The organism is Streptomyces sp. ML-6, assembly GCF_030116705.1.
In the GTDB taxonomy this organism is placed as follows: Bacteria; Actinomycetota; Actinomycetes; order Streptomycetales; family Streptomycetaceae; genus Streptomyces.
This window is the reverse complement of record NZ_JAOTIK010000002.1, coordinates 935,365-957,628: the sequence shown is the minus strand read 5'-3', so window position 1 is coordinate 957,628 and position 22,264 is coordinate 935,365. Positions and strand designations below refer to the sequence as shown.

The window sequence follows — 22,264 nt, the reverse complement described above, 5'->3', positions numbered from 1 at the left end:
GACCCGGTTCGCCTCCGGCCCGCACCAGTCCGCACCGGTCCGTACCGGCGCCGTTACGCGGACGGGGTGATGCCCGTCCCGCGGCGGATCAGGGTGCGCGGGTGGGCGGCGGGGCCGAGCCAAGCCCGTTGCTCCGGGCGACCACCTCGAAGCGGGACTCTCTTCCCTCGATCAAGCGGCACGCCGGGGCGAACCGCTCCCCCGTGCGCCATGCCGACGGTTCGTTCCCCGTTGCGCCCGGAAACGGCGGTGCAGCATCACGGGGCCGACCGCCGCGCGCCGACCGGGGCGGCGGATCCCCGGCCCGGCCGACACCGTCGGTCCTCCCGCCGTCCTACGGCTCCGTCGACTCCGTCGATTCCGGCTCGTAGCCGTACGGGCGGGTGATGATCTCCATGCCGTGACCGGCCGGATCCAGGAAATACAGGCCGCGCCCGCCGTAGTGGCGGTTGATCTCGCCCGGCTGCTTCAGATGCGGATCGGCGTAGTACGTGATACCCGCCTCCTCGATCCGCGTGAAGGCCGCGTCGAACTCCTCGTCCGAGATCAGGAACGCGTAGTGCTGCATGACGATCGACTCCGCCGGAACGGTGGCGAAGTCCAGGGTGACCCCGTTGTCGGTGGCGACCGGAATGAACGGGCCCCACTCCGTTCCGACCTCCAGCCCCAGGATTCGGGCCAGGAACTCGGCGGACTCCCGGTTGTCCCGGGCGTGGATGATGGTGTGATTCAACTCGACTGACATGTTCGGAATGCCTCCGCAAGGCATCTCGCTGCACCTCCATGCCTCACCCGGTCGGTGACCAGCACGCGATGCCGTACTCATGATCGAACACTGTTCCTCGTGTTGTCGAGGGAACCCCACGAACGCGGACGACTTCCGGCCACCGGGGTCCACGACGCATCGGGCCGTCGTGCCGCCCCTCCGGCCGACCTCGCCACCGCCCTGACCGCCTGCACCGCCCGCACCGCCGGATCCGCCCATGTGAACGGCCACGACGACACCGGCAGCCTGCGCCCGGGAACCTCTCCGGCCTGGTGGTCCTGGACCGGGACCTCCACCCGGGCCCCGCCGGAGGAGATCGCCGGGGCCCGGGTGGAGCGGACGTACGTCGGCGGCCGGTTCGTCCACGCCTCCTGACCGCGCCGCACCCGCAGTCGTACCCGCCCCGCCCGACCGATCGCCCACGCAGCCGTGCCTTGTTGTGGCCGGCGACGGTCGGAGCCGTTCAGAACGTCTCGGCTTCCTTGTAGCGCTCGGCGGCCCCCGGCTCGTGCGGGCTTTCCGGGTCCTCCTCCAGGTAGAACTCGGCACCGTCGTCGAGGCACCAGACCAGGACGCTGCCGCCCACGGCGGGGACGTCCGCGGGTGCGGTCGTGAGCGTTTCCACGACGGTGCGGGTTCCGGAGGGTGTCTCGAAGCGCGCCTCCACGGTGAGCACCGGACCGCCGTAGCTCCAGGACGAGCCATGGCCGACGCCGAGCACCTCGGCCCGCACTCTGGTGCCGTGTCCCCTGACGCGCGCGATGCGGTCGTGCCGGGCGGCGATCTTCCGCGCTTCACACATCCGGCCGCGCGTGACGAGGACGGCGGCGAGAGCGGCGAGAGCGCCGATGACGGCCACCACTGTGCCGGCCTTCCCGCCCTCGGTCACGGGGGCGGCCGCGCACGCGACGGCGATGCCGGTCAGGGCCGGTGCGAAGCCCTCGGAGTCCTCACCGAGTTCTCGCGCATCGCGGCCGGCGGCGCCGGGGACCTCGTCGATGTTCGGCGGCAACGCGCGGGTCCGCCGGTACATCCGCCGAGCGATGCGCGAGCACGGAATCGTGAGCAACACGCAGATCAGCACGGCCAGGATCGTCCAGTCCCCCGGAGCCTCCCCTTCGGGGCCGTCGACGGACATCGAGACGATGCCACGGGTCGTCAACAGTGTCGCGGCCCCCGCCAGGAGGGCGATCACCACACGCATCGCGTACAGCACCCGCGTCATCCCCTCGCCCCTTTCGCCCCGTGCCTTCTCCCACTCGTACTCATATACCGGATGGAGTTCCCGGCCGGGAGCGGATGCGTCGACTCCCCAGGCGATCGGCCGAGTTGGCACAGTCCCGGCGTGCTCCCGCAGAAGGGTGCCCGTGCACCGAGCGTGTTTCTGCTCCAGTAGCTTTCGCCCGGTGCAGTAGCTTGCCAACACCGCCCGAACCACCGGCTGCCGTCCACCGGGAAGCCGGCAAGAGACCGTCAAGAGCCCGTCAAGAGATCGCCCAGGAACCAACGAGAAACCGACGAGAAACCGTCGAGAAAGCGGAGAGCCGCCCATGCCCCGAAAGGCCCCCTACCTCGCAGTGGCCGACGCGCTGCGCGCCCGGGTCCTCGCGGGAGAGTGGGCGGTCGGAAAACGTCTGCCGTCCCGGGCGCGACTCGCCGAGGAGTACGGGGTCGGGCGCAACGTCGTGCAACGGGCCGTGGACGGCCTGATCATCGCGGGGCTCCTCGAAGGGCGCGCGGGCTCGGGCACCTACGTCCGCACGCCGCGCGAGCGCCTGCGGATGGTGCGTTCGCGACACCTCGGGCGCCGGGGCGGGTCGCCCTGCCCGGCAGCCATGAAGGAGCGGGGCAGGGCCGGTGCCTGGGACGCGCACAGTCAGGTGCGGGTTCCCGCCCCGGGGGCGATCGCCGAGCGGCTCGCCATCGGGCCCGGGGACCTCTGCGTCAACACCCACTACGAGTTCCTCGCCGACGGGCAGCCCGTCCAGCTCTCCGAGTCGTGGGAGCCGATGGCCCTCACGGGCGGAACGCCGATCATGCTGCCCGAGATGGGGCCCCTCGCGGGCAAGGGCGTGGTCGAGCGGATGCGTTCCATCGGTGTGGTCGTCGAGACCGTGGTCGAGCTGCCGCGCCCGGCCCGTGCCACCCGGGCCCAGGCGAATCTGCTGGGCATCGGCGTCGGGGACCTGGTGCTCCGGATCGAGCGGATCATCCACGACACCGACGGGCGTCCGGTGGAGACCGCCGACATCGTCATTCCCGATGTGCGCCGCGAAGTGGCCTACGAGTTCGGGGTCGACCTGTCGTAGCCACCGCCTCGGGCGGAGACGTCGGGAGACACCGAGCGGGGACGCCAGGGGATACCGGGCGGAGACGCCGGACGGAGACGCCGCGAGGCCATCCGCCGAACGCCCCTGCCTGAACGGAAATCCGGGTCCGACACCATTCGGCAACACTCGAAAGCAGGCGATGCACATGACGAAGTCTTCCCGGCCCGGGCTCCTGCGCGATCCGGACTTCGGGCGGCTGTTCGCCGCCACGGCGCTCGGTCAGCTGGGCGACCGCGTCGTCTTCCTCGCGCTGCCCCTGGTCGCGCTCGTGGCCCTGGACGCCGACGAGTTCCAGATGGGTCTGCTGACCGCGATGACCACGGTGGGCTCGCTCCTGGTCGGGCTGCCGGCCGGGGCGTGGGTGGACCGCGTGCGAAAGCGTTCGGTGATGATCGGCACCGACGCCGCGAGGTCGCTGATCCTCCTGACGGTACCGGTGGCGTGGTGGGCCGGGCTGTTGACGATCCCGTGGCTTTACGCGGTCGCGTTGGCCCATGGGGTGCTGACGGTCTTCTTCGATGTCGCCCACGTCAGTTATCTGCCGCATCTGGTGGGGCGCGGGAATCTCGTCGAGGGGAACTCGAAACTCTCGGCGATACGCTCGGTGACCAGTATCGGCGGACCGGCGACGGCGGGCCCGTTGGCCGGCTGGATCGGAGCCCCCGCGACCCTCCTGGTGAGTTCGGTGGGGATGGCCGCATCGGGCGTCCTCGCGTTCCGCATCCGGAAGCGCGAGCGGAAGCCGGAGACCGGTCTGCGTCCTCGGTTGCGCCAGGAGGTCGGGGAGGGGCTGAAGTTCGTCCTCGGGCATCCCGTCCTGCGCGCGACCATGGCGGGGGACGCGGTGTTCAATCTCTCCCTGGTGATGTACCAGACCATGTTGTTGGTCTTCCTGAAGAGGGAGTTGGGCCTCGGGCCCTTCGGCATCGGGCTCGTTCTGTCGGGGATGGGGTGCGGCGCGTTGCTGGGCGCCCTGCTGGCGGCCAGGCTCTCGAAGCTGGTCGGGCAGGGCCCGGTGGTGTGGCTCGCGCCCCTGGTCACCTGCCCGTTGACGGCCCTGATGCCGTTGGCGCGGCCCGGTTGGAGCGTGTACGCGGCGGCGGTCGGGCTCGCGGCTCTTTCGCTGGGCGGGGTCGTCCGCGTGGTGGCCCAGTCCAGTTTCCAACAGGCCCTCACACCGGACCGTCTCCTGGGCCGGATGAGCGCGACGGTCCGGTTCGTGTCCTGGGGCGGTCTCCCCCTGGGCGGGCTGCTGGGCGGGCTCTCGGGCTCCGCGCTCGGGGCGACGGCCACACTGTGGCTCGGCGCGGGCGGTATGACGCTGAGCTTCCTCCCGAACTTCCTGTCACCGCTTCGTTCCCTGCGCACGCTGCCCGGGGAGCACGCCCCCGAGACCGTGCGTCGTGGTGTGCCCCTTCACCGTCCCGGGGCGCGGATGCCACGTCCTCGGTGACAAAACCTCTGCGGTGGTCGGCCGTTCACCCCAGAGCCCGGTACTCGGCCGGCGGTTCGGCCAGCTCGGGATGGTCCACGGTGTACCGATCGCCGTGAATCGCCAGCATCGCCCAGTGCCACGACTCGTCGTGGAAGACCAGTCCGCGGAACGGCGCGTCGGCCGGTTCGTAGGGATACCAGTCCACAGCCTCCGCCCAGGCCTTCTCCGGGGTCCGATTGCCGTACCGCTGCATCACCCACGCATAGCATCGGCGCTCGCTCTGCAGGTACTCGACGTACTCCGCCTCGCTCCAGGTCATGCAGCGATTCTAGATTCTGCTGTTTCAGGTCCGGTTGTTCCAGGTTCCGTGGTTCCAGGTTCCGTCTTCCGGGCCGGCCCCGTGCTCGCACCGCGACGCCGGCGCGGGTTCCGGGTCCTGGACCCGGGCCCCGGGCCGAGGTCCGGGAGAGCGCGGTGCGTCAGGGCACCGCAGGCTCCGGTGCGTTGTCCGCCCCTTCCGGACGCTCACCCGGGGTCGAGCCCTCCGCCCCCGGGCGCCTCGTCCCGGCCGCGCCGCGCAGCAGCACGAGCGAGAGGACACCGGCCGCGGCCATGACGGCGGCCGCTCCGATCGCGGCGGAACCCATGCCGCGGGTGAAGGCGTCGCGCGCGGCCGTCAGCACGGTGTCCGCCGTTCCGGCCGGGAGCCGGGCCGCCACCGCCATCGCGCCGCCCAGGGTTTCGCGCACCGTCTCGGCGTCCGGCACCCCGGCCGGCAGGGCGTCGGTCATGTCGCGGCTGTAGACCGCCGCGCCGACGGAGCCGAGGATCGCCATGCCCAGGGCGCCGCCCAGTTCCTGGCCCGATTCGAGGACGGCCGCGGCGGAACCCGCACGCTCCGGCGGGGCGGCGCCGAGGGCCAGTTCGTTGGCCAGGGCCATGGCGGCGACCAGGCCGCCCGCGTAGACCGAGGCGCCGACGAGAACGAACCAGAGGGCCGAGTCGGTGCGCACCTGGGTCAGCCAGAGGAATCCGCAGGCGGAGACGAGGAAGCCGCCGCCCATGACACAGGCGCGGTCGACGCGCTGCGCGAGTGCCGCCGCGGCCGGGGCCGTGACGGCGACGCCCACGGCCGGGACCGTGCTCCACAGCGCGCCTTCGAGCGGGCTCATGCCGAGGACGGACTGAAGGTACTGGGTGAGGAAGACGGCCATGCCCACCGTGGCGAACATCGCCAGGAGATCGGCGAGCACCGGACCGCCGAAGGCGCGCCGTCCCAGCAGGCCGAGGTCGATCATCGGATGGGCGAGCCGCTTCTGGCGGCGTACGAGGACGAGGCCGAGCAGCAGCCCCGCGGCAATGCCGAGAACCGGTATCGGCTCGTATCCGTGCCGGGCCAGTTCCTTGATCCCGTGGACGACCGGGAGCAGGGACGCGAGCGAGAGCGCCGCGCTCGGCAGGTCGAATCGGCCCGGCTGCGACGCTCTGAACTCCGGTACCAGGAAAGGCACCAGCACGAGCAGCAGCACCATGGCGGGCAGGTTGACCAGGAAGACCGAACCCCACCAGAAGTGTTCGAGGAGCAGGCCGCTGACCACCGGGCCGAGGGAGATGCCGGTGGTCATCACCGCCGTCCACAGTCCCACTGCCCGGCCGCGCTGTTTCCCGTCGCGGAACAGGTTGCGGATCAGGGCGAGCGTCGAGGGCATCAGGGCGGCGCCGCCGAGCCCCAGCAGTGCGCGTGCGGCGATGAGCAGGTCGGCCGAGTGGGCGTACGCGGCGGCGACCGAGGCCGCGCCGAAGACCGCGGCGCCCCCGAGCACCAGCACGCGTCGGCCGATCCGGTCGCCGAGCGCGCCCATCGTGATGAGCAGTCCGGCGAGCACGAACCCGTACATGTCGAGGATCCACAGTTGCTGGGTGGCGCTCGGCTCCAGATCCCGGCTGATGTACGGGATGGCGAAGTAGAGGATCGACACGTCCATCGAGACCAGCAGCAGGGGCAGCATCAGGACCCCGAGCGCGGTCCATTCCTTGCGGCCCGCGCGGGGGCCGGGTGTGTTCTTCATGGAGCGGTACGGAACCGGATCGGTGCGTACGCCGCAAACAGCTGCCTAGTGCACCTGGCATCGATCCGGCACCGACCAGGCATGACACCTTCCTGGTGCACTAGTACGGTGGAGGCATGGCAGCCGATCCGCCCTATCTCCGTATCGCCGGGGACATCCGTCGTCGTATCGATTCCGGCGAACTCGCCCCCGGCGACCGCGTCCCCTCCACCCGGCACATCACCCGGGAGTGGGGCGTCGCGATGGCGACCGCCACGAAGGCGCTCGCCGCGCTGGGCCAGGAGGGCCTGGTGCGGGCCGTGCCCGGGGTCGGCACGGTGGTCGCGGAGCCGGGGCGGGCGCCCCACGCCGCGCCCGGCCGGGCCCTGACCCGCGCGCGCATCGTCCGTGCCGCGATCACACTGGTCGACACGGAGGGGTTGCCCGCCCTCTCCATGCGCCGGGTCGCGACCGAGTTCGGAGTCTCCACCATGGCCCTGTACCGGCACGTGCCGAACAAGGGCGAACTCGTGCGGCTGATGTCGGAGGAGGTGTTCCGCGAGGAACCGACGGGGCCGCGACCGTCCGGCTGGCGCGAGCAACTGACCCTGGAGGCCAGGTGGTTGTGGGAGCGGTACGAGCGCCATCCCTGGCTGGCACGGGCCCTGGCCGCCCTCACCCGGCCGATGGCCTCACCCCACGCGATGCGCTACACCGAGCACATACTGAGCGCCTTGAACGGGCTGGGGCTCACCCCGGACCAGATGCTCCACATCCATCTCTCCCTCCTCGGGTACGCCCAGGGCATCGCGACCGCCATCGAGTTGGAAACCCAGGCGCGGCAGGACACCGGCATGAGCCCCGAGGAGTGGCTGGCCTCCAACGAGCCGCGAATGGAGGCGATCCAGCTCACCGGCGCCTATCCGGTGCTGTCCACGCTCTTCGACCGGGACGAATTCGGTCTCGAACTCGGCGCGCTCTTCGAGTTCGGGCTCGAACGCATCCTGGACGGCGTCGAGGTGTTCATCGGGCAACACCGCCGGGCGGACCCCCGGCCCTCGCACGGCTCCGGTCCGCGCCCCTCCACCCCCGGTCCGCGCCCGCGCGCCTCCGCCCCCCGCCCGTCCGCCTCCGGGCCGGCGGAAACGGATCGGCCCCGTTCGTGAGTCCATGACCAGCCACCCCAATGCATCCATCTCAATACATCTAAAGTGATTGGTTATGTTGTGGGTGTGGCCACCGCCACGGCGGCCACACCCACAGGAGGACGACATGACCACAGTCCGGAACGCCACGCTCTCCGCGCCCGGGGCCGATCTGTACTACGAAGTCCGGGGCGAGGGGCCGCTGTTGCTCATCTCGGAGAGCGGTGAGGGCGATGCCCGTCGCAGCATCGACCTGGTCGGCCGCCTCGCCACCGACCACACCGTGGTGACGTACGACCGCCGGGGACTGTCGCGCAGCACCCGCACCGACCCGACGGTCCCGATCACCCTCGCCCGGCACGCCGATGACGTCCACCGGCTGCTCACCGAGCTCACCGACGGACCGGCCACCGTGCTGGGCCTCAGCCTCGGCGCCGTCATCGGGCTCCACCTCGCCGTCGAACACCCCGACCCGCCGCTCACCCTGATCGCGCACGAACCGGTGGCCCCCGGCTGCTGCCGGCCCCCGAACGCGCCCACCACGAACGCGAACTCGCCGCCATCCAGCAGCTCTGCACGAGCCGGGGACCGAACACGGCCTTCGGGGAAGTGGCACGGGTCCTCGGCATCGACCTCGCCGCCCAGGACACGGAACCCGGCCTGACCGCACAGCCGTTGACACCCCGGCGCATCGCCAACTTCGACTTCTTCCTCACCCACGACTTCACCGCCGTCATCGACGACACCCTGAGCGTCGAACGGGTGGCCGCACTGCGGAACACAACGGTCCGGATCGTTCCGGCCCTCGGCCGCACCACCCCGCACACCGTCTTCGACCACCGCTGCGCCCGGGAACTCGCCGCTCTTCTCGGCACCGGCCCGGTGGAGTTCCCCGGCGGCCACAACGGCAATCTCACCCACCCCTCCGCATACGCGTCCCGGCTCCGCGAGGTGCTCGCGACCATCCCCGGGTGGGGCGAGGCGGAACGGGAGCCGACGGGCGGAGCCGCAGCGGGACCGGGGCCGGACCCCGGGGTCCGTGACCCCGGGCTTGTCAGTGGGGTGGTGCATGATCGGCACGTCGGACTCCACCGAGCGAACGAGGCACCATGCCGATCACGAACCAGCAAGTGACCGAGGACTTCCTCCTGCACCAGATGTACACGGACGAGTACTTCCCGGATCACATCGTCGACAAGGGCAAGGCGATCCTGCTGCGGCTGTGCGAGCGGATCGAGGCGGAGCAGCCGGCGGACCTGCCGGCCCTGTATGTGCTCACGCAGGCGGCGACGGAGGAGTTCAACCTCCTGGAGAGCGAGTTCGAGGCGGCGGGGAGCGAGATCGAGACCGTTGCCCGCGAGGACATAGCCGAGAGCTTCTGGTTCGTGGCGACGGCCTACGGGTTCACGGACGCGGACGTGGAGGAGCTGATCGCCACCCGGGACTGGTGAGCGAGGGCCGCGAACGGAGGCCGGGGTGGTGAGGAGCCCGGGCTCGGAGCGCAGCGCCCGGGCCCGGGGCTCAGGGCTCAGGGCTCAAAGTCCGGGGCGCGGGGCCCGGGGCTTGAAACTTTCGGGGCGGGTCGCGGTGACCAGCCAGACGGTGCTGAGCAGGCGGACCGACCCGTTCTCCTCGTGGCCGCGCAGGTGTTCCTCCAGGGCCTCGCGGGCGCGGTCCCGGGCCTCCTGGGGCGCCTGGCCGGTCAAATGGCGCCCCGGGCCGGTGCCCAGGAGGAAGCTCGCCGCCTCCTCGGCGTTCCGCCCCCAGTCCCCGTACGCCTCGACCCGGCGCAGAGCCGTGCGTACGAAACCGGCTCCGGACAGCACCTCGCGGATGCGGTCCGGGTCCGCCAGGGAGAACATCCCGGGGCGTCCCGCGGTCCCGAAGTCCCCGAGGGGCAGGTGGTCCCGCAGTGCCGCCATGGCCTGCACCCAGCCGTTGAGGCCGGCATCCGCGGCGCAGACGAACGCCAGTCGGCCACCGGGACGCAGGGCGCCTCCGATGTTGGCGAACGCGGCCGTGGGGTCGGCGAAGAACATCACCCCGTAGCGGCTGATCGCCGCGTCGAAGGCACCGGGCTCGAAGGAGTGGACCTGGGCGTCCGCGCGCTCGAACGTCACGTTGCCGAGGCCCTCCCGCTCCGCGCTCGCGCGGGCGCGTTCGAGCATGGGTCCCGACAGGTCGACGCCGAGGGCCCGTCCGTTCACCGCCCGGCGCGCGGCGAGCCGCGTCGTCCGCCCGGCTCCGCACCCGACGTCGAGCACCCGGTCGTGCCCGCCGATGGCCGCGGCGGTGAGCAACGGCTGGTCGAAGCCCGCGTTCACGGCGTCCCAACGGTCCTGGTTGCGGGCCCAGTACGTGCCTTCGTAGCCGTTCCACGCCTGGGCCTGTTCAGTGTTGACGATGTTGCGCATCGGGTGCCTTCCTGTCGGGCGCCGAGGGGGCGAGCCTATGATGGGCGGGTGCCCATACAGTATGGGCACCCGCCCATACTGGCAATCCCCCATATGGCCGGGGCGGACGGCGACAGCACCGGGAGGGGCTCATGTCACCGCGTGGAGTGGCGATGCCCGACGTCAGGGAGCGGCTGTTCGCCGCTGCGGAACGCGTACTGGAACGGGATGGTCCGGGCGCCCTGACCAGCAGGGCGATCACCGCCGAGGCGGGATGCGCCAAAGGCATGCTGCACGCCCGTTTCGCCGGGCTGGACGAGTTCGTCGCCGAGCTGTGCCTGGACAGGTTCGCGCGCACCGCGCGGCGGGCCGAGGAGCTTCCCGGCCTGGCGGGCTCGGACACGGTGACGGCGAACCTCACGGGCGTCGCGACCGCGCTGCTCGACTCCGGCGGCCCCGTGATCGCCGGCCTGGCCATGACGCGGCCCGCCGCCGCCCTCCGGATACGGCAGGAACTGGAGGGCGGGGCACCGGGGTTCTCGGCCGTCCAGGAAGCGATCGCGCGCTACCTGGACGCCGAACAGCGCCTCGGCCGCATCGCGGAGGGCACGGACACGGCCGCTGTCGCGCTCGCGCTGGTCGGAGCCGTTCACCATCTCCTGATGACCGGTTGGCCCGGCGCGCCCGATCCGCGTGAGCAGGTGGACGGGCTGGTGGCCATGCTGGTGGGCGGGGCCACCGGGGCCGTGCGCGACGGCGCTTCGACCGAGGGGTGACGAGCCCGGCCCTGCCCCCGATGACCGGTCCCGGCAAGAGGGACGCTCCTCGGGAGGGATGCCCCGAAGGGCGTGCCCCGTAAAAGGGTTCGCCCCCGCCGGACCGGTCCTCTACGCTCCCCGCAGCGGGACTGCGCAGTTCCCGCAGGTTGCGGGGCTGTGGCAGAGCGACCTATTGCGATCGGTGTGGGTGAGGCCCTCCCACACCGATTGACGGGGATCAGGGCGGGCCTGCCCCCCACCGTCCACGGGTTCAAATCCCGTCGGCACCCGCAACCGACCGGCCGCCACCCTCCGATTCCGCGTTCCTGCGATTCCGCGTTCCTGTCGGGGCCTCAGCGGTTGGAGCCTCAGCAGTCGGAACCTCGGCGGTCGGAACCTCAGCAGGGGACGGCGACGGAGAGCCGGGCGCACTCGCGACAGGCGCGCGCCGAGGCGGCGACCTTGGCGTGGAAGACGATGGTCACCGCCCCCGCAACCAGACTCGACGGCCAGTTCGTCGCGAGCACCGAGGCGAAGGCGAGCGTGAGGGCGCCGACCCCCAGGGTCACCGCCGTGGTGGTGGCGGTCCAGGCGACGACGAGCGGTAGCCGGTGCGGGGTGGGAAACCGGCGTGCCAGGACGCCGGTGACGCCGAGGGCCGCCGCCGCCAGGAGCGAGGCCGAGACCGCGACGCCGCCCAGGTGGGCGACCAACAGGGGAACCGGGTCGGGCAATCGGTGCCCCGTGAAGTCGTCCCACGCCCGCACCAGGTACCAGCACAGGAGCAGCAGAGGGGCGATCAGCGCGACCGTGCGGGCGGTGTGGCGGGCCTGGGCGATGGTGAGTTCACGCTGGAAGCTCGGCGCGATCTCGGCCACGGTGCCGAACTCGCACACCGCTCGGCGGGCGGCGTCGCAGTCGGATCCAGGTCCGTGCGAAAGGTCCGAGGCGGCCTCGAGGAGTCCTTCCCGGAACTCCGTCACCATCCGGGACTTGGCCTGGGCGGGACCGTGGAGCGCCGCGGCCAGTTCCGCGACATGGGCCTCGATGGGGTCGGCGTCACCGCCGGACGTCCTCACGTCGCGTGTCCGGGGCCCGGAGCCGGCTCCAGCACGGCGCCGATGGCGGCCGTGAACTCCTTCCACACCGACCGCTCCGCCGCCAGGCTGCGCCGCCCGGCGTCGGTGAGTTCGTAGCAGCGCCGACGGCGTTCACCCTCGGACTCCCAGACACTGCGCAGCAGTCCGAACCGCTCCAGCTTGTTGAGGGCGGGGTAGATGGTGCCTTTGCGCAACTCCAGCACGCCGTTGCTGCGCTCCTGGACCGCGGTGATGACCGCGTAACCGTGCAACGGGCCGGATTCCAGCACGGACAGCAGAAGCCCGTCCAGATGCCCGCGTACCGCACTCGCCTTCATGGTCAGGCAGCCTACCCAAAGCGTGCCCGGGCGTGCTACCTATAGGTAGGCAGTCAATCCATTGGCGAGCAATCCATTGGCGGGGAACCCATGGGTGGGCAACCCGTCGACAGGCGATCCGGAAGGGTTCCGATGACCGAACTCCTGCTCTCGGTGCATGTGCTGGCAGCGATCCTGGCGATCGGACCGATCACCGTCGCGGCCTCGATGTTCCCCCGTTACATCCGGGAACCGGACGCCGAGGACGGCGGGCCGGAAGGGCAGAACGTCCGTACTGCGGCGCTCCTGCACCGGGTGTGTCGCGGGTACACCGTTCTCGGCGTCGCCGTTCCGGTCTTCGGGGTCGCCACCGGCTCCCGGCTCGGTGTCCTGACCGACACCTGGCTGCTGGCGTCGATCGTGCTGACCGCCGCCGCGGCGGCCCTGTTGCTGTTGGGGATCCTGCCCGGACAGCAGCGGCTGCTGGACCACCCCGCAGGAACGAGCACCGGCCTCGCCCCCGGGACCGGGGGCGAGGCCGGTGCCGGGGGCGGATCGGCCCCCGGGACCGGTGCCGGGGGTGCCCCTGCGACCGTGGCGACGACGCGGTCGGCGGCGGCGCGGTTGGCCATGATCACGGGCATCTTCAACCTGTTGTGGGCGGTCGTCGTCGTGCTGATGATCGTGCGCCCCGGCTCCACCACGGGGGTCTGAGCCTCGTGCGCGCCGCGGATCGCGGTCGGCCGAGCGGTGGCGGTTACCGCAGGAAGCTGACGACGTGGGCGGTCACCTCGTGGAGGTTTCTCCCGTCTCCCGGTGTGCGGGGTCCGGGGTCATCGGTCGCCTCCGAGCGCCCTGTCGATGCGCTGGGCCTGCCGCCACCGCTGGAACTCGGGCAGGTTCGCGAGGTCGGTGAGATCCTCGAACTCGGGTTCGCGGGTGAGGACCTGGTCGGCCACCCGGTAGGCGTCGTCGGTGCGGCCGAGGGCGAGCAGGACGCGGACCTGGGTGTCGCGGATGAAGTCGTGCGACGGGCCCTCGGCCTCGGCCAGTGCCTGTTCCACGGCGGTCAGCGCACGCTCCGGTTCACCGTTGCGCAGCAGGTGCCAGGCCAGGGCGTTGCCCGTGCGGCGCCTGACCTCTTCCTGGAAGGCGCCCTCGTCGGTGAAGTGCCAGATCGTGTCGGGCAGCAGGGCCATGGCCCGCTCGGCGTACCGGACGAGTTCGGCGTCCAGGGCGGGGCGGTCGGCGTCCGACGCGTTGTCGGCGAGTTCGCCCAGAGTGTTGACCAGGGCGTAGTGGGCGTAGAGCTGGTCGTAGTCGGAGTAGCAGGCGCCCGGCACGCAGAGCGCGATGGCTTCCTCGTAGGCGGCGATCGCCTCCTTGGGTGCCTTGCGGGAGCCTTCCCCGACCAGGGCGTGCACGGCCTGCCAGTTCGGGTCGTGGACGACCTCCGTGCCCCCGATGTCCCTCAGGTCGAGCCGGGTGCGGGGGAACGTCTCGCGCAGCCGGTCCAGCGTCGGCCGGTCGAACTTGGCGCCCTGGAACGTCGCGGACTCCAGGTGGCGCAGGGCGAAGAAGGCTTCGGGAAGGGTGGTGAGCTCGTTGAACGCCAGGTCGATGTGGCGGAGGTTCGGCGTACGGGCGAAGGCGTCGTCGGGCAGGGACCTGAACGCGGTGCGCACCTTCTCCCCCTCGAAGGCCGCCCGGCCCCAGCGGTCGAGTTCCAGGTGTTCCAGGGTGGTGATGTCCCAGATGCCGGTGAGCAGGTCCCTGGAGGCCGGGGACTGTCCGGTCCACGGGGTGTGGCCGCTGAGGCGCAGTACGCGCAGACGGGGCAGCCGGGCCAGTTCGGGCAGGCGGGTCAGCCGGGCGGACGGGCAGGAGTTGAGGTTCAGTTCCTCCAGTGCGGCCATGTCCAGCAGCGTGTCGGGGACGGACTCCAGCCAGGTGTTGGACAGGTCGAGGGAGCGCAGTCCCGTCAGGCGGGTGACGGCCTCGGGGAACGCGACCGGGGTGTCGCAGTAGTGGCGCCCCTGGTTCAGCCGGGACAGGTCCAGCTCGCGCAGTGAGCGCAGCCGGTCGATCCATTCGGGGAGCCGGCAGGTCAGGTGCGCGGCACGCAGGACCTCCAGCCGGTCGAGGCCGCCGAGGGACTCGGGGAGTTCCGTGAAGCGGTTGCCGGATATGTCCAGCACCCGGAGGTGGTGGAGGGCGCCGATCGATTCGGGCAGCCCGGTCAGGCCCGTTCCCGACACATCGAGTTCTTCCAGGGCGGTGAGTTCGCCGATGCGGGCGTCGAGGGCGCCGAGGTCGGCGTTGTCCGCGAGGGAGAGGGCGCGCAGCCGGGGGAAGGCGAGCAGCTGTTTTGGGAAGCCGCGGAGCTTGCGTCCGGAGAGGTCGAGTTCGGTGACCTCGTCGGCCCGGTCCAGCAGGAGGTCCAGCTCCTCCAGCGCGATGACGTGGCTCGGACGCACCCCGGCGCGCAGTATCTGCCGCCCCTCGGCCATGGCGCGCTCGATCAGCCGCGCCTCGGCCTCGCCGTCCTCGCCCAGCAGCTCGGGCAGCAGGATGCGGTCCAGTTCGTCGTCGGTGAAGTCGACCGGGCGGTTGGTGCGGTAGGGGTCGGCGACGAGGAGGGCCTGCGGCTGCTCGGCAAGGTCCAGGCCGAAGTACAGCATGCCGATGACGAGCGCCGCGCGGACGCCGCCGCGCACCGTGAGGATACCGCCGTCGTCCCCGTACGAGCCGCAGAAACCGCCCGTCACCTCCAGGTTGCCGCGCACCAGCACGTTCGGGCAGCCGGACAGGAACACGTTCCGGGCCCGCAGGTCGCCCGTCACGACGAGGAAGTTGCCGCTGCTGTTGTCCCACCAGTCCAGGTCGCCGTCGACGGTGAGGTCGCCGTCCACGACGGTGTTGTACGGGACCCAGTCCTCGTCGCCCTCCGGCTCGAGGTGCCCCGCGACGTGCAGGCCGCCCTCGTACAGCCGGATCTCCTGCTCGTCGGCGAATCCGGCGTACGGGTAGCCGATGTCGTCCGAGATCCGGAAGCGTTCCTCCGCCTCCTCGACGGTGATGACGCGGTACCCCGCGGGTGAGTGGACCGTGGTGATGGGGTCCTGATCGGTCATTCCTGGTCGCTCCCTTGCTGCTGTCCAAGTGGCCCGGGGGCCTGTTCGGTGGGGCTGCGTACGGGCCGGGCGGCCGAGGGGACGGGCCCGGAGCGGTGCTGTCGGGGTTCTCGATGCCCCTGGGGTTCTCGGTGCCTCGGGGTTCTCGGTGCCTCGGGGCGTGCGCCGGTCATGGTGACGACCACCGCTGCCGGTGTCCGCCAGCAGCGTTCTACCGCATGGCTGTGACAACGCCGCTCCCCGGCTGCCGTCCCGTACGAGCGGCGGCGGGACCGGGGCGGTCGGCGGTGCGGCCCCGTCGAGTAGCCTCTGCGGGAACGGAACCGAACGAACCGAATGAATCCGAACAACCTGTGAGCGAGCAGTGATTCGAGACCTGTACAACGTCCGGTGGCAGCCCGCGGAAGACGGTCCCACGCCGCTCACCGACGAGGAGGAGCGGCGTGTGCGGGCGGTGCTGTTCAGCGAGCTCGGCAACACGATCGCCGACCGGGGCTGGGTCCGGTTCCCCGCCTACTCCCCCGAGGAGCGCCGCCGGCTGATCGACGTCGCGCACCGCCTCACCTCCCACTGGGGGCAGCAGGTGTTCGTCGAGGCCGAGGACCAGTGCTCGTTGCGGCTCTTCCTCGCCGGGCACGAGGCACGGCCCGCGCAGCCGTCGCTGCCGCAGCCGTAGCAGTTCCCCACCCTGCCGGCCGGGAGAGCCGGCCGGTCGGGAGAGCTGGCCGGTCGGGAGAGCCGGCCGGCGTCACGCCGGGGCGAACCACTCCTCGGCGAGCGAGGACAGCGTCCGCTTCTCCGGTACCCCCAGTTCCCGCAAGTACCAGGGAAGGTTGCTGTACACGTGCAGCAGCGTGTACGCGAGGAGTTGGTCCGGTTCGAAGGTGCGGCCGTACGCCCCGGTGAGCCGGGCGAGCAGTTCCGGGTCGCCCCGGGTGACGAACACGCCGACCCCGACGAAGTCGTACGCGCGGTCCCCGATCATGGCCGGCTCGAAGTCGAAGAGCCCGGTCAGGCGCCATCCGTCGGGATCGACCAGGAAGTGCTGCCGCATGACCTCGGTGTGCAGCAGGGAAGGGTGCGGGTCGCGGGGCAGCGGGGTCGAGGCGAGGAACTCCGGGATCTGCTCCAGCCACTCGGCCGGCAGTCCGTGCCCGCGCTGCTGCTCCACGGTCTCCGCGCGTCGGCGGTCCAGGAAGGCACCCCAGTCCCCGGGGCCGAGGACGTCCGCGAGGGGGCCGGGGTCGAGGGAGTGCAGAACGGCGAGGGCCTCGCCGATCTCGGCGACGAGCCGTTCGCGGTCGGCCCGCGGCACCCGGTCCCAGGCGTGGGCCAGGTTCTCGCCGCGGAGCCGGGACATCAGGACGTACCGCCAGCCGTTCTCGTACGCCCCGGCCTCGCGCACCCTCGGGGTCTCCACGGGCAGCCGCCCCTGGAGACGGGACAGGACGCGGCCCTCGGCGACACCGTCCTGTGCGGCAGCGCCGGGGAACAGCTTGAGGACGTGTTCGTCGCCCACCGCGTAGACCGGCTGCGATCCTTCGGAGAACCGGGTCAGCGGTTCACCGGCCAGCCCGAGGCGCGCGCAGAGATCCTCCGCCCCGGGCCGCATCACCGTTTCGTCGGGGACGATCGCGTCCCATTCCTCGTCCGTTTCCACCGGGGGCAGCATGATCCGGACCGTAGGCAGCCCGGCCCGGTGGAAGCAACAGGATTTCCCGTACGACGGGATTTCCCTACGCCGGAATTCCGCCGTACGCCGGGATTTCCTGTACGCCGGAACTTCCCGGGCGGCGGAACTTCCCGTACGCCGGTGCCCGGCCGCTCAGCCGATGTGCTCCCTGCGGCGGTGCGGGTGGGCCGGGTACACGCCGAGGATGCGCACCTCCGACGAGAAGAAACGCAGTTCGTGCAGGGCGAGTTCGACGTGGGACTCGTCGGGGTGTCCCTCGATCTCGACGTAGAAGCGGCTGGCGTTCAGCCCGGCGCCCATCTGGTAGCTCTCGATCTTGGTGAGGTTCACCCCGCTGCTCGCGAACCCGCCGAGCGCCTTGAACAGGGCACTGGGGATGTTCCGCACACTGAAGAAGAGGCTGGTCATCGTCGGTTCGCCGGTGTTCGGCGCGAGAACGGAGTCCCGTGAGAGGACAACGAACCGCGTGGTGTTCTCCGGGTCGTCCTCGACCTGCGACCGCAGCACCTCCAGACCGTAGATCTCCGCGGCGGCAGGCGGGGCGAGCGCCGCGTGCCGCGGGTCGCCCAGCTCCGCCACCTCGCGGGCCGCCCCCGCCGTGTCGTCGCTCACGAGGGTGCGCCAGCCGCCCTCGCGCAGGATCTTCCGGCACTGCCCCAGGGCGTGCACATGGCTGCGTACGTACTCCACGCCTTCGGGCGTCGCACCGGGAACGCCCATGAGGTCGAAGCGGATGGCGAGGAAGTGCTCGGCGATGACGAACAGGCCCGATTCGGGCAGCAGTTGGTGCACGTCCGCGACGCGTCCGGCCGCGGAGTTGTCCACCGGGATCACCGCCACGTCGGCCATGCCGAACGTCACGGCGTCCAGGGCCTGCTCGAAGCTCGTGCAGGCCAGCTCGCGCCCCTCGGGGTACAGGACGCGGGCAGCGGTTGCCGAGTTGGACCCGGGCTCACCTTGGTATGCGACGGTCGTCACCGTGTTTGGCCTTCCGCTGTGAAATGTCTCGCCGGGTGGAAGAAGGTCCACCGCGAGCCGTATGTGCTGCAAGTGGCAGTAGCAGTATCGGTGCGTCTCCCGTGACCGGGGAACGCGGGAACGGCGGTCGGCACCGTCGTCCGCGCGAGGGGACACCGGCCGGTTCCGCCCGGATCGCCCCTCGCCGACGCCGTGTTCCCTATGACGCCGTAATAGGTCCTGGTATTACGCCGTAATAGGTTCCGGCCCCGCCCCGGGAGGGTTCCTCCTCCGGGCGTAGGCCGCGGGGCCGCTGCTCCCGGCGCCCGGTCGGGCGGCAGGAAGCGTTCACCCCGGTGTGTGGGTCCGACTGCTCGTCAAGTTCCCCTTTCTACCGCATCCTTGGCCCCGCTTCTATCGCGTGCTCGACCTGTCCGTGCGCTCCGCCGGATGCTGGCATGATCTTCGGCCATGGGTGACTGGTTCATACAGGCGGGCCACGGCGTGCGGTTCGAATGGGGGCCTGACGGGGCGGCCCTCCTCGCGAAGGACGCCGCCTGTCTGGTCGTCGTCGATGTGCTGTCGTTCACCACGTCGGTGACGGTCGCGGTGGAATCGGGGACCAGGGTGTTTCCCCAGCACCGGCGCGACGAGACCGCGGCGGCCCTCGCCGAGGAAGTGGGGGCCGGTCTGGCCGTGGGCCGGAGCATGGTCACCGAGTCCTCGCCGTGGTCGCTGTCCCCGGCCGCGCTGCGCCGCGCTCCCGTCGTTCCCCGGCTGGTGCTCCCCTCGCCGAGGAAGTGGGGGCCGGTCTGGCCGTGGGCCGGAGCATGGTCACCGAGTCCTCGCCGTGGTCGCTGTCCCCGGCCGCGCTGCGCCGCGCTCCCGTCGTTCCCCGGCTGGTGCTCCCCTCGCCCAACGGCTCCACCATCGCCGCGACGGCCGGGGGCTCGACCGTGGTCGCCGGCTCGCTGCGGAACCCGACCGCTGTCGGCCGGTGGCTGGCCGACCAGGGGTACGGAACGGTCGAGAGGCCCGTCGCGGTGATCGCCTCGGGCGAGCGCCGGCCCGACGGCGCTCTCAGGCCGGCCCTGGAGGACCTGCTCGGCGCCGGGGCCGTGATCGCCGCGCTGCGCCGGCACGGCCGGGACCGGCTCTCGCCGGAGGCCGCCATGGCGGCCACGGTCTTCGACGGGACGCCGGACATCGGCACCGCCGTCGCGGACTGCGCGTCGGGACGTGAACTCATCGGCCTCGGTTACGCCGACGACGTCGCCGTCGCGACGGAGCTGGACGCCTGCGCAATCGTCCCCGTCCTCGTCGACGGAGCGTTCACCGCAGCCACCTGAGCCCCTCGGACCTCCTTCGCCATGGAGTGACCGCACGGGACGGGGGCGTGCAACCTTTCGGCCGCCGTACGGGAGCCATGACGTGACGCGTTGTCGGCTCGGGAGCCATGACGCGATGCGTTGTCGGCTGTCGGCGACCGGCGCCTTGGAATCGCGGGGCGTCCTGCCGGTGAACGGTCCGGGGTCCAATCCGCTGAACGGGTCGGCGGACGGGCGGGGGGCCATGACCGTCCCGTCACCGCCTCGCGGCACTCCCCGGGAGGTACGCCGACGCGGGCAGTCGTCCCGACCGGCGGTCAGGGGTGCGGCCCCGGCTCCGTGGCCGGTCCAGGGGCGGTCGTACCGGTCACCGCGCGCAGGGCGAGTTCCCGGCTCCTGCGGACGTGGAGGAGGGTGATCGCCCCCGCGGCGTCGGCGTCCCCGGCGGCGATGCGTTCGTACATCTCGCCGTGCTGCGCGCGCATGGGGGGCGGGTTCCGTGTTCAGGCCGAACAGCAGTCGCAGCTGACCGCTCAGCCGCTGCATGAGCTGGGCGAGCAACGGGTTGTCGGCAAGGGCCACGACCTCGTCGTGGAAGGCGGTCCCGGCATCGTTCTCCCGGGTCCGGTCCCCGGCGGCGGCCGCGGCCTCCGCCCGTTCCAGTACGGCCCGCAGGTCCGCCATGATGCCGGGTCCGTCGGGACCCGCGAGGGCCACCCGGCGGGCCGCCAGGCGGGACGCCTGGATGGCCAGGGGCTCCCACACGTCGTACAGGTGCTCCACGTCGGCGCGCTCCAGTCGGCGCACCCGCGCACCGCTGTGCGGCAGCAGGTCGAGCAGCCCTTCCTCCACCAGGGCCCGCAGCGCCTCCCGCACCGGCACCCGTGACATCCGGAGGTTCTCGGCGATCTCGCGCTCCACGACCCGGGTGCCCTGGGCGTAGCTGCCGTCGATGATGCGTTCCCTGACGGCCCGGCGCGCGATTTCGCTCAGCGGTGTGCGCGCCGTCGGCGCGGACGGCCGTTCTCCGTCCCCGTCTTCCTTCCGGCCGGTGCCTGCCGTCACGTGTGCCGTCCTCCCTCTGCCTTCCCGCCCTGTCCCCGCCCTGTCCCCGGACGGGCGCGGCGTCGGGGCCGCGCGTTCGCCGGGCGGGTGAGCCGGCGACAAGGAGGCGGCCGGGGCCGACGGGGATCGCGACATGGAGATCGCAGGACGGGAGGCGGGCGCCGGATTCGCCGTCGGCCCCGGTGACGGCCCGAGGGCGGCACCCCGACGGGGTGCCGCCCTCCTGTGTCCGACCGGTCACCGCTCACCGGCGGCCGGCCGCCGGTCAGCAGACCCAGGTGTTGGACTTGATGTAGTGGGACGCGCTGTCGGACTTCTTGTATCCCCTCGGGATGACTCCGTGGGACCCGCTGTAGTTCTTCCCCGAGTACCACTTGAAGTCGCAGGAAGCGCCGTGGTTGTACCACGACTTGAAGTTCTGGAAGACCGAGTACTTGGTCAGGTCCGGGTTCTTGCCCGCGACCTGCTGACGGTGGCCGGTGTAGTTCTGCCCGGCCCAGACGCAGAGGTAGCCGGACGGGCAGTCCGCCGCCGCCTGCGGAGTGACCGGTGACGCACCGGCGGAGCCCGCGGTCCCGACCAGCAGACCACCGGTCAGCGCGAGGCCCCCGGCCACGGCTGCGAGCTTCCTGGTCATGTTCATGTGCTCTCCCCCTTCGGGTCCTGAGTGAGTCGCCCGCACCGGCCGGCTCGACATCGAGACTGCGGGACGGGGGGCGGGGGCCGCCACGGTCGCCGGGGCGATGACGTCCTCACGGGACGGCCCATGCTCCGACCTGCTGGGACGTGGTCCCAGGTGGCGGGACGACGGGAAGGGGACGGGCGTCCCTCATGCTGTTGCCTCACCCCGTGCGGTTGTCCCACCCCATACCGGATGTCCCACCCCGTACGGGTCTCCCAATCCGTACGGGCCTCCCAATCCGTACGGGCCTCCCCACCCGTACCGGATGTCCCGTTCCGTGCGAGTCCCCGCCCTTCGCACGGACGGACGGCCCGCCCCGTCGGCGAGGAGGTATGCGGCCGGCGCCGGTCAGTGGGCGGCGACCGTCATCTCGAACGAGTACCGCGAGGCGCGGTACAGATGGGAGCCGCGCTCGACCGGGTTGCCCGAACTGTCGTACGCGGTACGGGTCATGGTCAGCAGGGTCGCGCCGCGCGCCTCGTCGAGGAGCCGGGCCTCGGCGGCGGTGGCCCGGCGCGCGCCGATGGTCTGCGTGGCGCTCCTCAGGTCCGTACCGGAGCGGCGGATCAGCTGGTACAGGCCGTTGCGGGTGAGCGCCTCCCCGGTCAGTTCCAACAGACCGGCCGGCAGGTGGTTGCGGAGCAGGGCGATGGGTTCGTCGTCGGCGAACCGCAGGCGCTCGACGGTCACCACGTCGGCCCCCTCGTCCACCCGCAGCGCGGCGGCGACGTCGCGGTCGGCGGGGACGGTCGCCAGGGAGAGAACCTCGGTGCGCGGCCGGCGCCCGTCCCGTTCGAGGTCCTCGTGGAGGCTGGTGAGCTCGACCTGGCGGCGGATGCGATTGGTGACCACCTGCGTGCCGACCCCGCGCTTGCGGGCCAGGAGCCCCTTGTCGACGAGGTGCTGCATGGCCTGGCGCACGGTCGGGCGGGAGAGGCCGAGCCCGTCCGCCATGGCGATCTCGTTGCTCAGGCGCGTGCCGGGGGGCAGCACCCCGGTCTCGATGAGTTCCTGCAGCTGCTGCGCGATCTGGAAGTACAGCGGTATGGGACTGCCCCGGTCGATGGTGATCAACTTCGTGAACGGCTCCACGTCACCCCTCCTGGGACTGCTGCCGACGGATGCAAGTATGTC

Annotated in this window: 23 protein-coding genes and 2 pseudogenes; 11 read left to right on the top strand and 14 right to left on the bottom strand. The window is 71.6% G+C overall.

The genetic code is table 11. From position 1 onward, the window contains the following. Positions 1 to 53: 53 nt before the first annotated feature. Positions 54 to 279 (bottom strand): annotated as a pseudogene (locus tag OCT49_RS37925) (AraC family transcriptional regulator); the annotation flags it as partial. Between the two features lie 55 nt (positions 280 to 334). Further along, a complete protein-coding gene (locus tag OCT49_RS37920) occupies positions 335 to 745 on the bottom strand; it encodes a VOC family protein (RefSeq protein WP_283856715.1) in 411 nt (136 codons plus the stop codon). 99 nt (positions 746 to 844) lie between these two features. On the opposite strand from OCT49_RS37920, the gene OCT49_RS39980 reads away from it, so the two are divergent. Then, entirely contained in the window at positions 845 to 1,141 is a 297-nt protein-coding gene (locus tag OCT49_RS39980; protein WP_349632846.1) for a hypothetical protein, read from the top strand. 88 nt (positions 1,142 to 1,229) lie between these two features. Here the strand turns inward: OCT49_RS39980 and OCT49_RS37910 are convergent, their stop codons facing one another. Next, the gene (locus OCT49_RS37910) at positions 1,230 to 1,991 is read right to left on the bottom strand and encodes a hypothetical protein (RefSeq protein WP_283856714.1); all 762 of its coding nucleotides are present in this window, start codon (positions 1,989 to 1,991) and stop codon (positions 1,230 to 1,232) included. Positions 1,992 to 2,316: 325 nt separating this feature from the next. Here OCT49_RS37910 and OCT49_RS37905 point away from each other — a divergent pair, with 325 nt between their 5' ends. Together OCT49_RS37905 and OCT49_RS37900 are read left to right on the top strand one after the other, a co-directional pair. Beyond that, complete coding sequence (locus OCT49_RS37905) at positions 2,317 to 3,075, top strand: GntR family transcriptional regulator (protein WP_283856713.1); 759 nt, start codon at positions 2,317 to 2,319, stop codon at positions 3,073 to 3,075. A gap of 166 nt (positions 3,076 to 3,241) precedes the next feature. Beyond that, entirely contained in the window at positions 3,242 to 4,549 is a 1,308-nt protein-coding gene (locus OCT49_RS37900; protein WP_283856712.1) for an MFS transporter, read from the top strand. A gap of 25 nt (positions 4,550 to 4,574) precedes the next feature. On the opposite strand, the gene OCT49_RS37895 is transcribed toward OCT49_RS37900, so the two are convergent. Together OCT49_RS37895 and OCT49_RS37890 are read right to left on the bottom strand one after the other, a co-directional pair. Continuing rightward, the gene (locus OCT49_RS37895) at positions 4,575 to 4,850 is read right to left on the bottom strand and encodes a hypothetical protein (RefSeq protein WP_283856711.1); all 276 of its coding nucleotides are present in this window, start codon (positions 4,848 to 4,850) and stop codon (positions 4,575 to 4,577) included. Between the two features lie 160 nt (positions 4,851 to 5,010). Beyond that, the gene (locus OCT49_RS37890; protein ID WP_283856710.1) at positions 5,011 to 6,600 is read right to left on the bottom strand and encodes an MFS transporter; all 1,590 of its coding nucleotides are present in this window, start codon (positions 6,598 to 6,600) and stop codon (positions 5,011 to 5,013) included. Between the two features lie 116 nt (positions 6,601 to 6,716). On the opposite strand from OCT49_RS37890, the gene OCT49_RS37885 reads away from it, so the two are divergent. The 4 genes from OCT49_RS37885 to OCT49_RS37870 all read left to right on the top strand — a co-directional run bounded on the left by OCT49_RS37885 (position 6,717) and on the right by OCT49_RS37870 (position 9,175). Beyond that, positions 6,717 to 7,745, top strand: a complete 1,029-nt coding sequence (locus OCT49_RS37885; RefSeq protein ID WP_283856709.1) for a TetR/AcrR family transcriptional regulator C-terminal domain-containing protein — start codon at positions 6,717 to 6,719, stop codon at positions 7,743 to 7,745. 106 nt (positions 7,746 to 7,851) lie between these two features. Beyond that, complete coding sequence (locus OCT49_RS37880) at positions 7,852 to 8,388, top strand: alpha/beta fold hydrolase (RefSeq protein ID WP_283856708.1); 537 nt, start codon at positions 7,852 to 7,854, stop codon at positions 8,386 to 8,388. After that, the gene (locus OCT49_RS37875; protein WP_283856707.1) at positions 8,334 to 8,858 is read left to right on the top strand and encodes a hypothetical protein; all 525 of its coding nucleotides are present in this window, start codon (positions 8,334 to 8,336) and stop codon (positions 8,856 to 8,858) included. Before OCT49_RS37880 ends, OCT49_RS37875 begins: the two co-directional genes overlap by 55 nt. After that, positions 8,834 to 9,175, top strand: a complete 342-nt coding sequence (locus tag OCT49_RS37870; protein WP_283856706.1) for a DUF5713 family protein — start codon at positions 8,834 to 8,836, stop codon at positions 9,173 to 9,175. Before OCT49_RS37875 ends, OCT49_RS37870 begins: the two co-directional genes overlap by 25 nt. A gap of 84 nt (positions 9,176 to 9,259) precedes the next feature. Here the strand turns inward: OCT49_RS37870 and OCT49_RS37865 are convergent, their stop codons facing one another. Beyond that, a complete protein-coding gene (locus OCT49_RS37865) occupies positions 9,260 to 10,138 on the bottom strand; it encodes a class I SAM-dependent methyltransferase (protein WP_283856705.1) in 879 nt (292 codons plus the stop codon). A gap of 131 nt (positions 10,139 to 10,269) precedes the next feature. On the opposite strand from OCT49_RS37865, the gene OCT49_RS37860 reads away from it, so the two are divergent. Then, a complete protein-coding gene (locus tag OCT49_RS37860; RefSeq protein WP_283856704.1) occupies positions 10,270 to 10,893 on the top strand; it encodes a TetR/AcrR family transcriptional regulator in 624 nt (207 codons plus the stop codon). A gap of 380 nt (positions 10,894 to 11,273) precedes the next feature. On the opposite strand, the gene OCT49_RS37855 is transcribed toward OCT49_RS37860, so the two are convergent. Both OCT49_RS37855 and OCT49_RS37850 read right to left on the bottom strand, forming a co-directional pair. Further along, complete coding sequence (locus OCT49_RS37855; RefSeq protein ID WP_283856703.1) at positions 11,274 to 11,954, bottom strand: hypothetical protein; 681 nt, start codon at positions 11,952 to 11,954, stop codon at positions 11,274 to 11,276. Continuing rightward, positions 11,951 to 12,292 (bottom strand): helix-turn-helix transcriptional regulator, encoded by a 342-nt coding sequence (locus tag OCT49_RS37850; protein ID WP_283856702.1) that lies wholly within the window; start codon positions 12,290 to 12,292, stop codon positions 11,951 to 11,953. The genes OCT49_RS37855 and OCT49_RS37850 overlap by 4 nt, the downstream gene beginning before the upstream one ends. A 132-nt stretch (positions 12,293 to 12,424) precedes the next feature. Between OCT49_RS37850 and OCT49_RS37845 the strand changes: the two genes are divergently transcribed. Continuing rightward, positions 12,425 to 12,985: a hypothetical protein gene (locus OCT49_RS37845; RefSeq protein WP_283856701.1), complete on the top strand. Its 561-nt coding sequence runs from the start codon at positions 12,425 to 12,427 to the stop codon at positions 12,983 to 12,985. 119 nt (positions 12,986 to 13,104) lie between these two features. Here the strand turns inward: OCT49_RS37845 and OCT49_RS37840 are convergent, their stop codons facing one another. Continuing rightward, the gene (locus tag OCT49_RS37840; RefSeq protein ID WP_283856700.1) at positions 13,105 to 15,405 is read right to left on the bottom strand and encodes a leucine-rich repeat domain-containing protein; all 2,301 of its coding nucleotides are present in this window, start codon (positions 15,403 to 15,405) and stop codon (positions 13,105 to 13,107) included. A gap of 364 nt (positions 15,406 to 15,769) precedes the next feature. On the opposite strand from OCT49_RS37840, the gene OCT49_RS37835 reads away from it, so the two are divergent. After that, positions 15,770 to 16,081, top strand: coding sequence for a hypothetical protein (locus tag OCT49_RS37835; RefSeq protein WP_283856699.1), 312 nt, complete (start codon positions 15,770 to 15,772; stop codon positions 16,079 to 16,081). Positions 16,082 to 16,153: 72 nt separating this feature from the next. Here OCT49_RS37835 and OCT49_RS37830 read toward each other — a convergent pair whose 3' ends face one another. After that, entirely contained in the window at positions 16,154 to 17,077 is a 924-nt protein-coding gene (locus OCT49_RS37830) for a phosphotransferase family protein (protein WP_283856698.1), read from the bottom strand. A 153-nt stretch (positions 17,078 to 17,230) separates the two neighbouring features. Continuing rightward, positions 17,231 to 18,076 (bottom strand): prephenate dehydratase, encoded by an 846-nt coding sequence (locus OCT49_RS37825; protein ID WP_283856697.1) that lies wholly within the window; start codon positions 18,074 to 18,076, stop codon positions 17,231 to 17,233. Positions 18,077 to 18,783: 707 nt separating this feature from the next. On the opposite strand from OCT49_RS37825, the gene OCT49_RS37820 reads away from it, so the two are divergent. Then, positions 18,784 to 19,404 (top strand): 2-phosphosulfolactate phosphatase, encoded by a 621-nt coding sequence (locus OCT49_RS37820; protein WP_283856696.1) that lies wholly within the window; start codon positions 18,784 to 18,786, stop codon positions 19,402 to 19,404. Between the two features lie 296 nt (positions 19,405 to 19,700). Here the strand turns inward: OCT49_RS37820 and OCT49_RS37815 are convergent. The 3 genes and pseudogenes from OCT49_RS37815 to OCT49_RS37805 form a co-directional block, all read right to left on the bottom strand. Further along, positions 19,701 to 20,448: pseudogene (locus OCT49_RS37815) on the bottom strand (GntR family transcriptional regulator). A 265-nt stretch (positions 20,449 to 20,713) separates the two neighbouring features. Continuing rightward, entirely contained in the window at positions 20,714 to 21,091 is a 378-nt protein-coding gene (locus OCT49_RS37810; RefSeq protein ID WP_283856695.1) for a peptidase inhibitor family I36 protein, read from the bottom strand. A 387-nt stretch (positions 21,092 to 21,478) separates the two neighbouring features. Continuing rightward, a complete protein-coding gene (locus OCT49_RS37805) occupies positions 21,479 to 22,222 on the bottom strand; it encodes a GntR family transcriptional regulator (protein WP_283856694.1) in 744 nt (247 codons plus the stop codon). Positions 22,223 to 22,264: the final 42 nt, after the last annotated feature.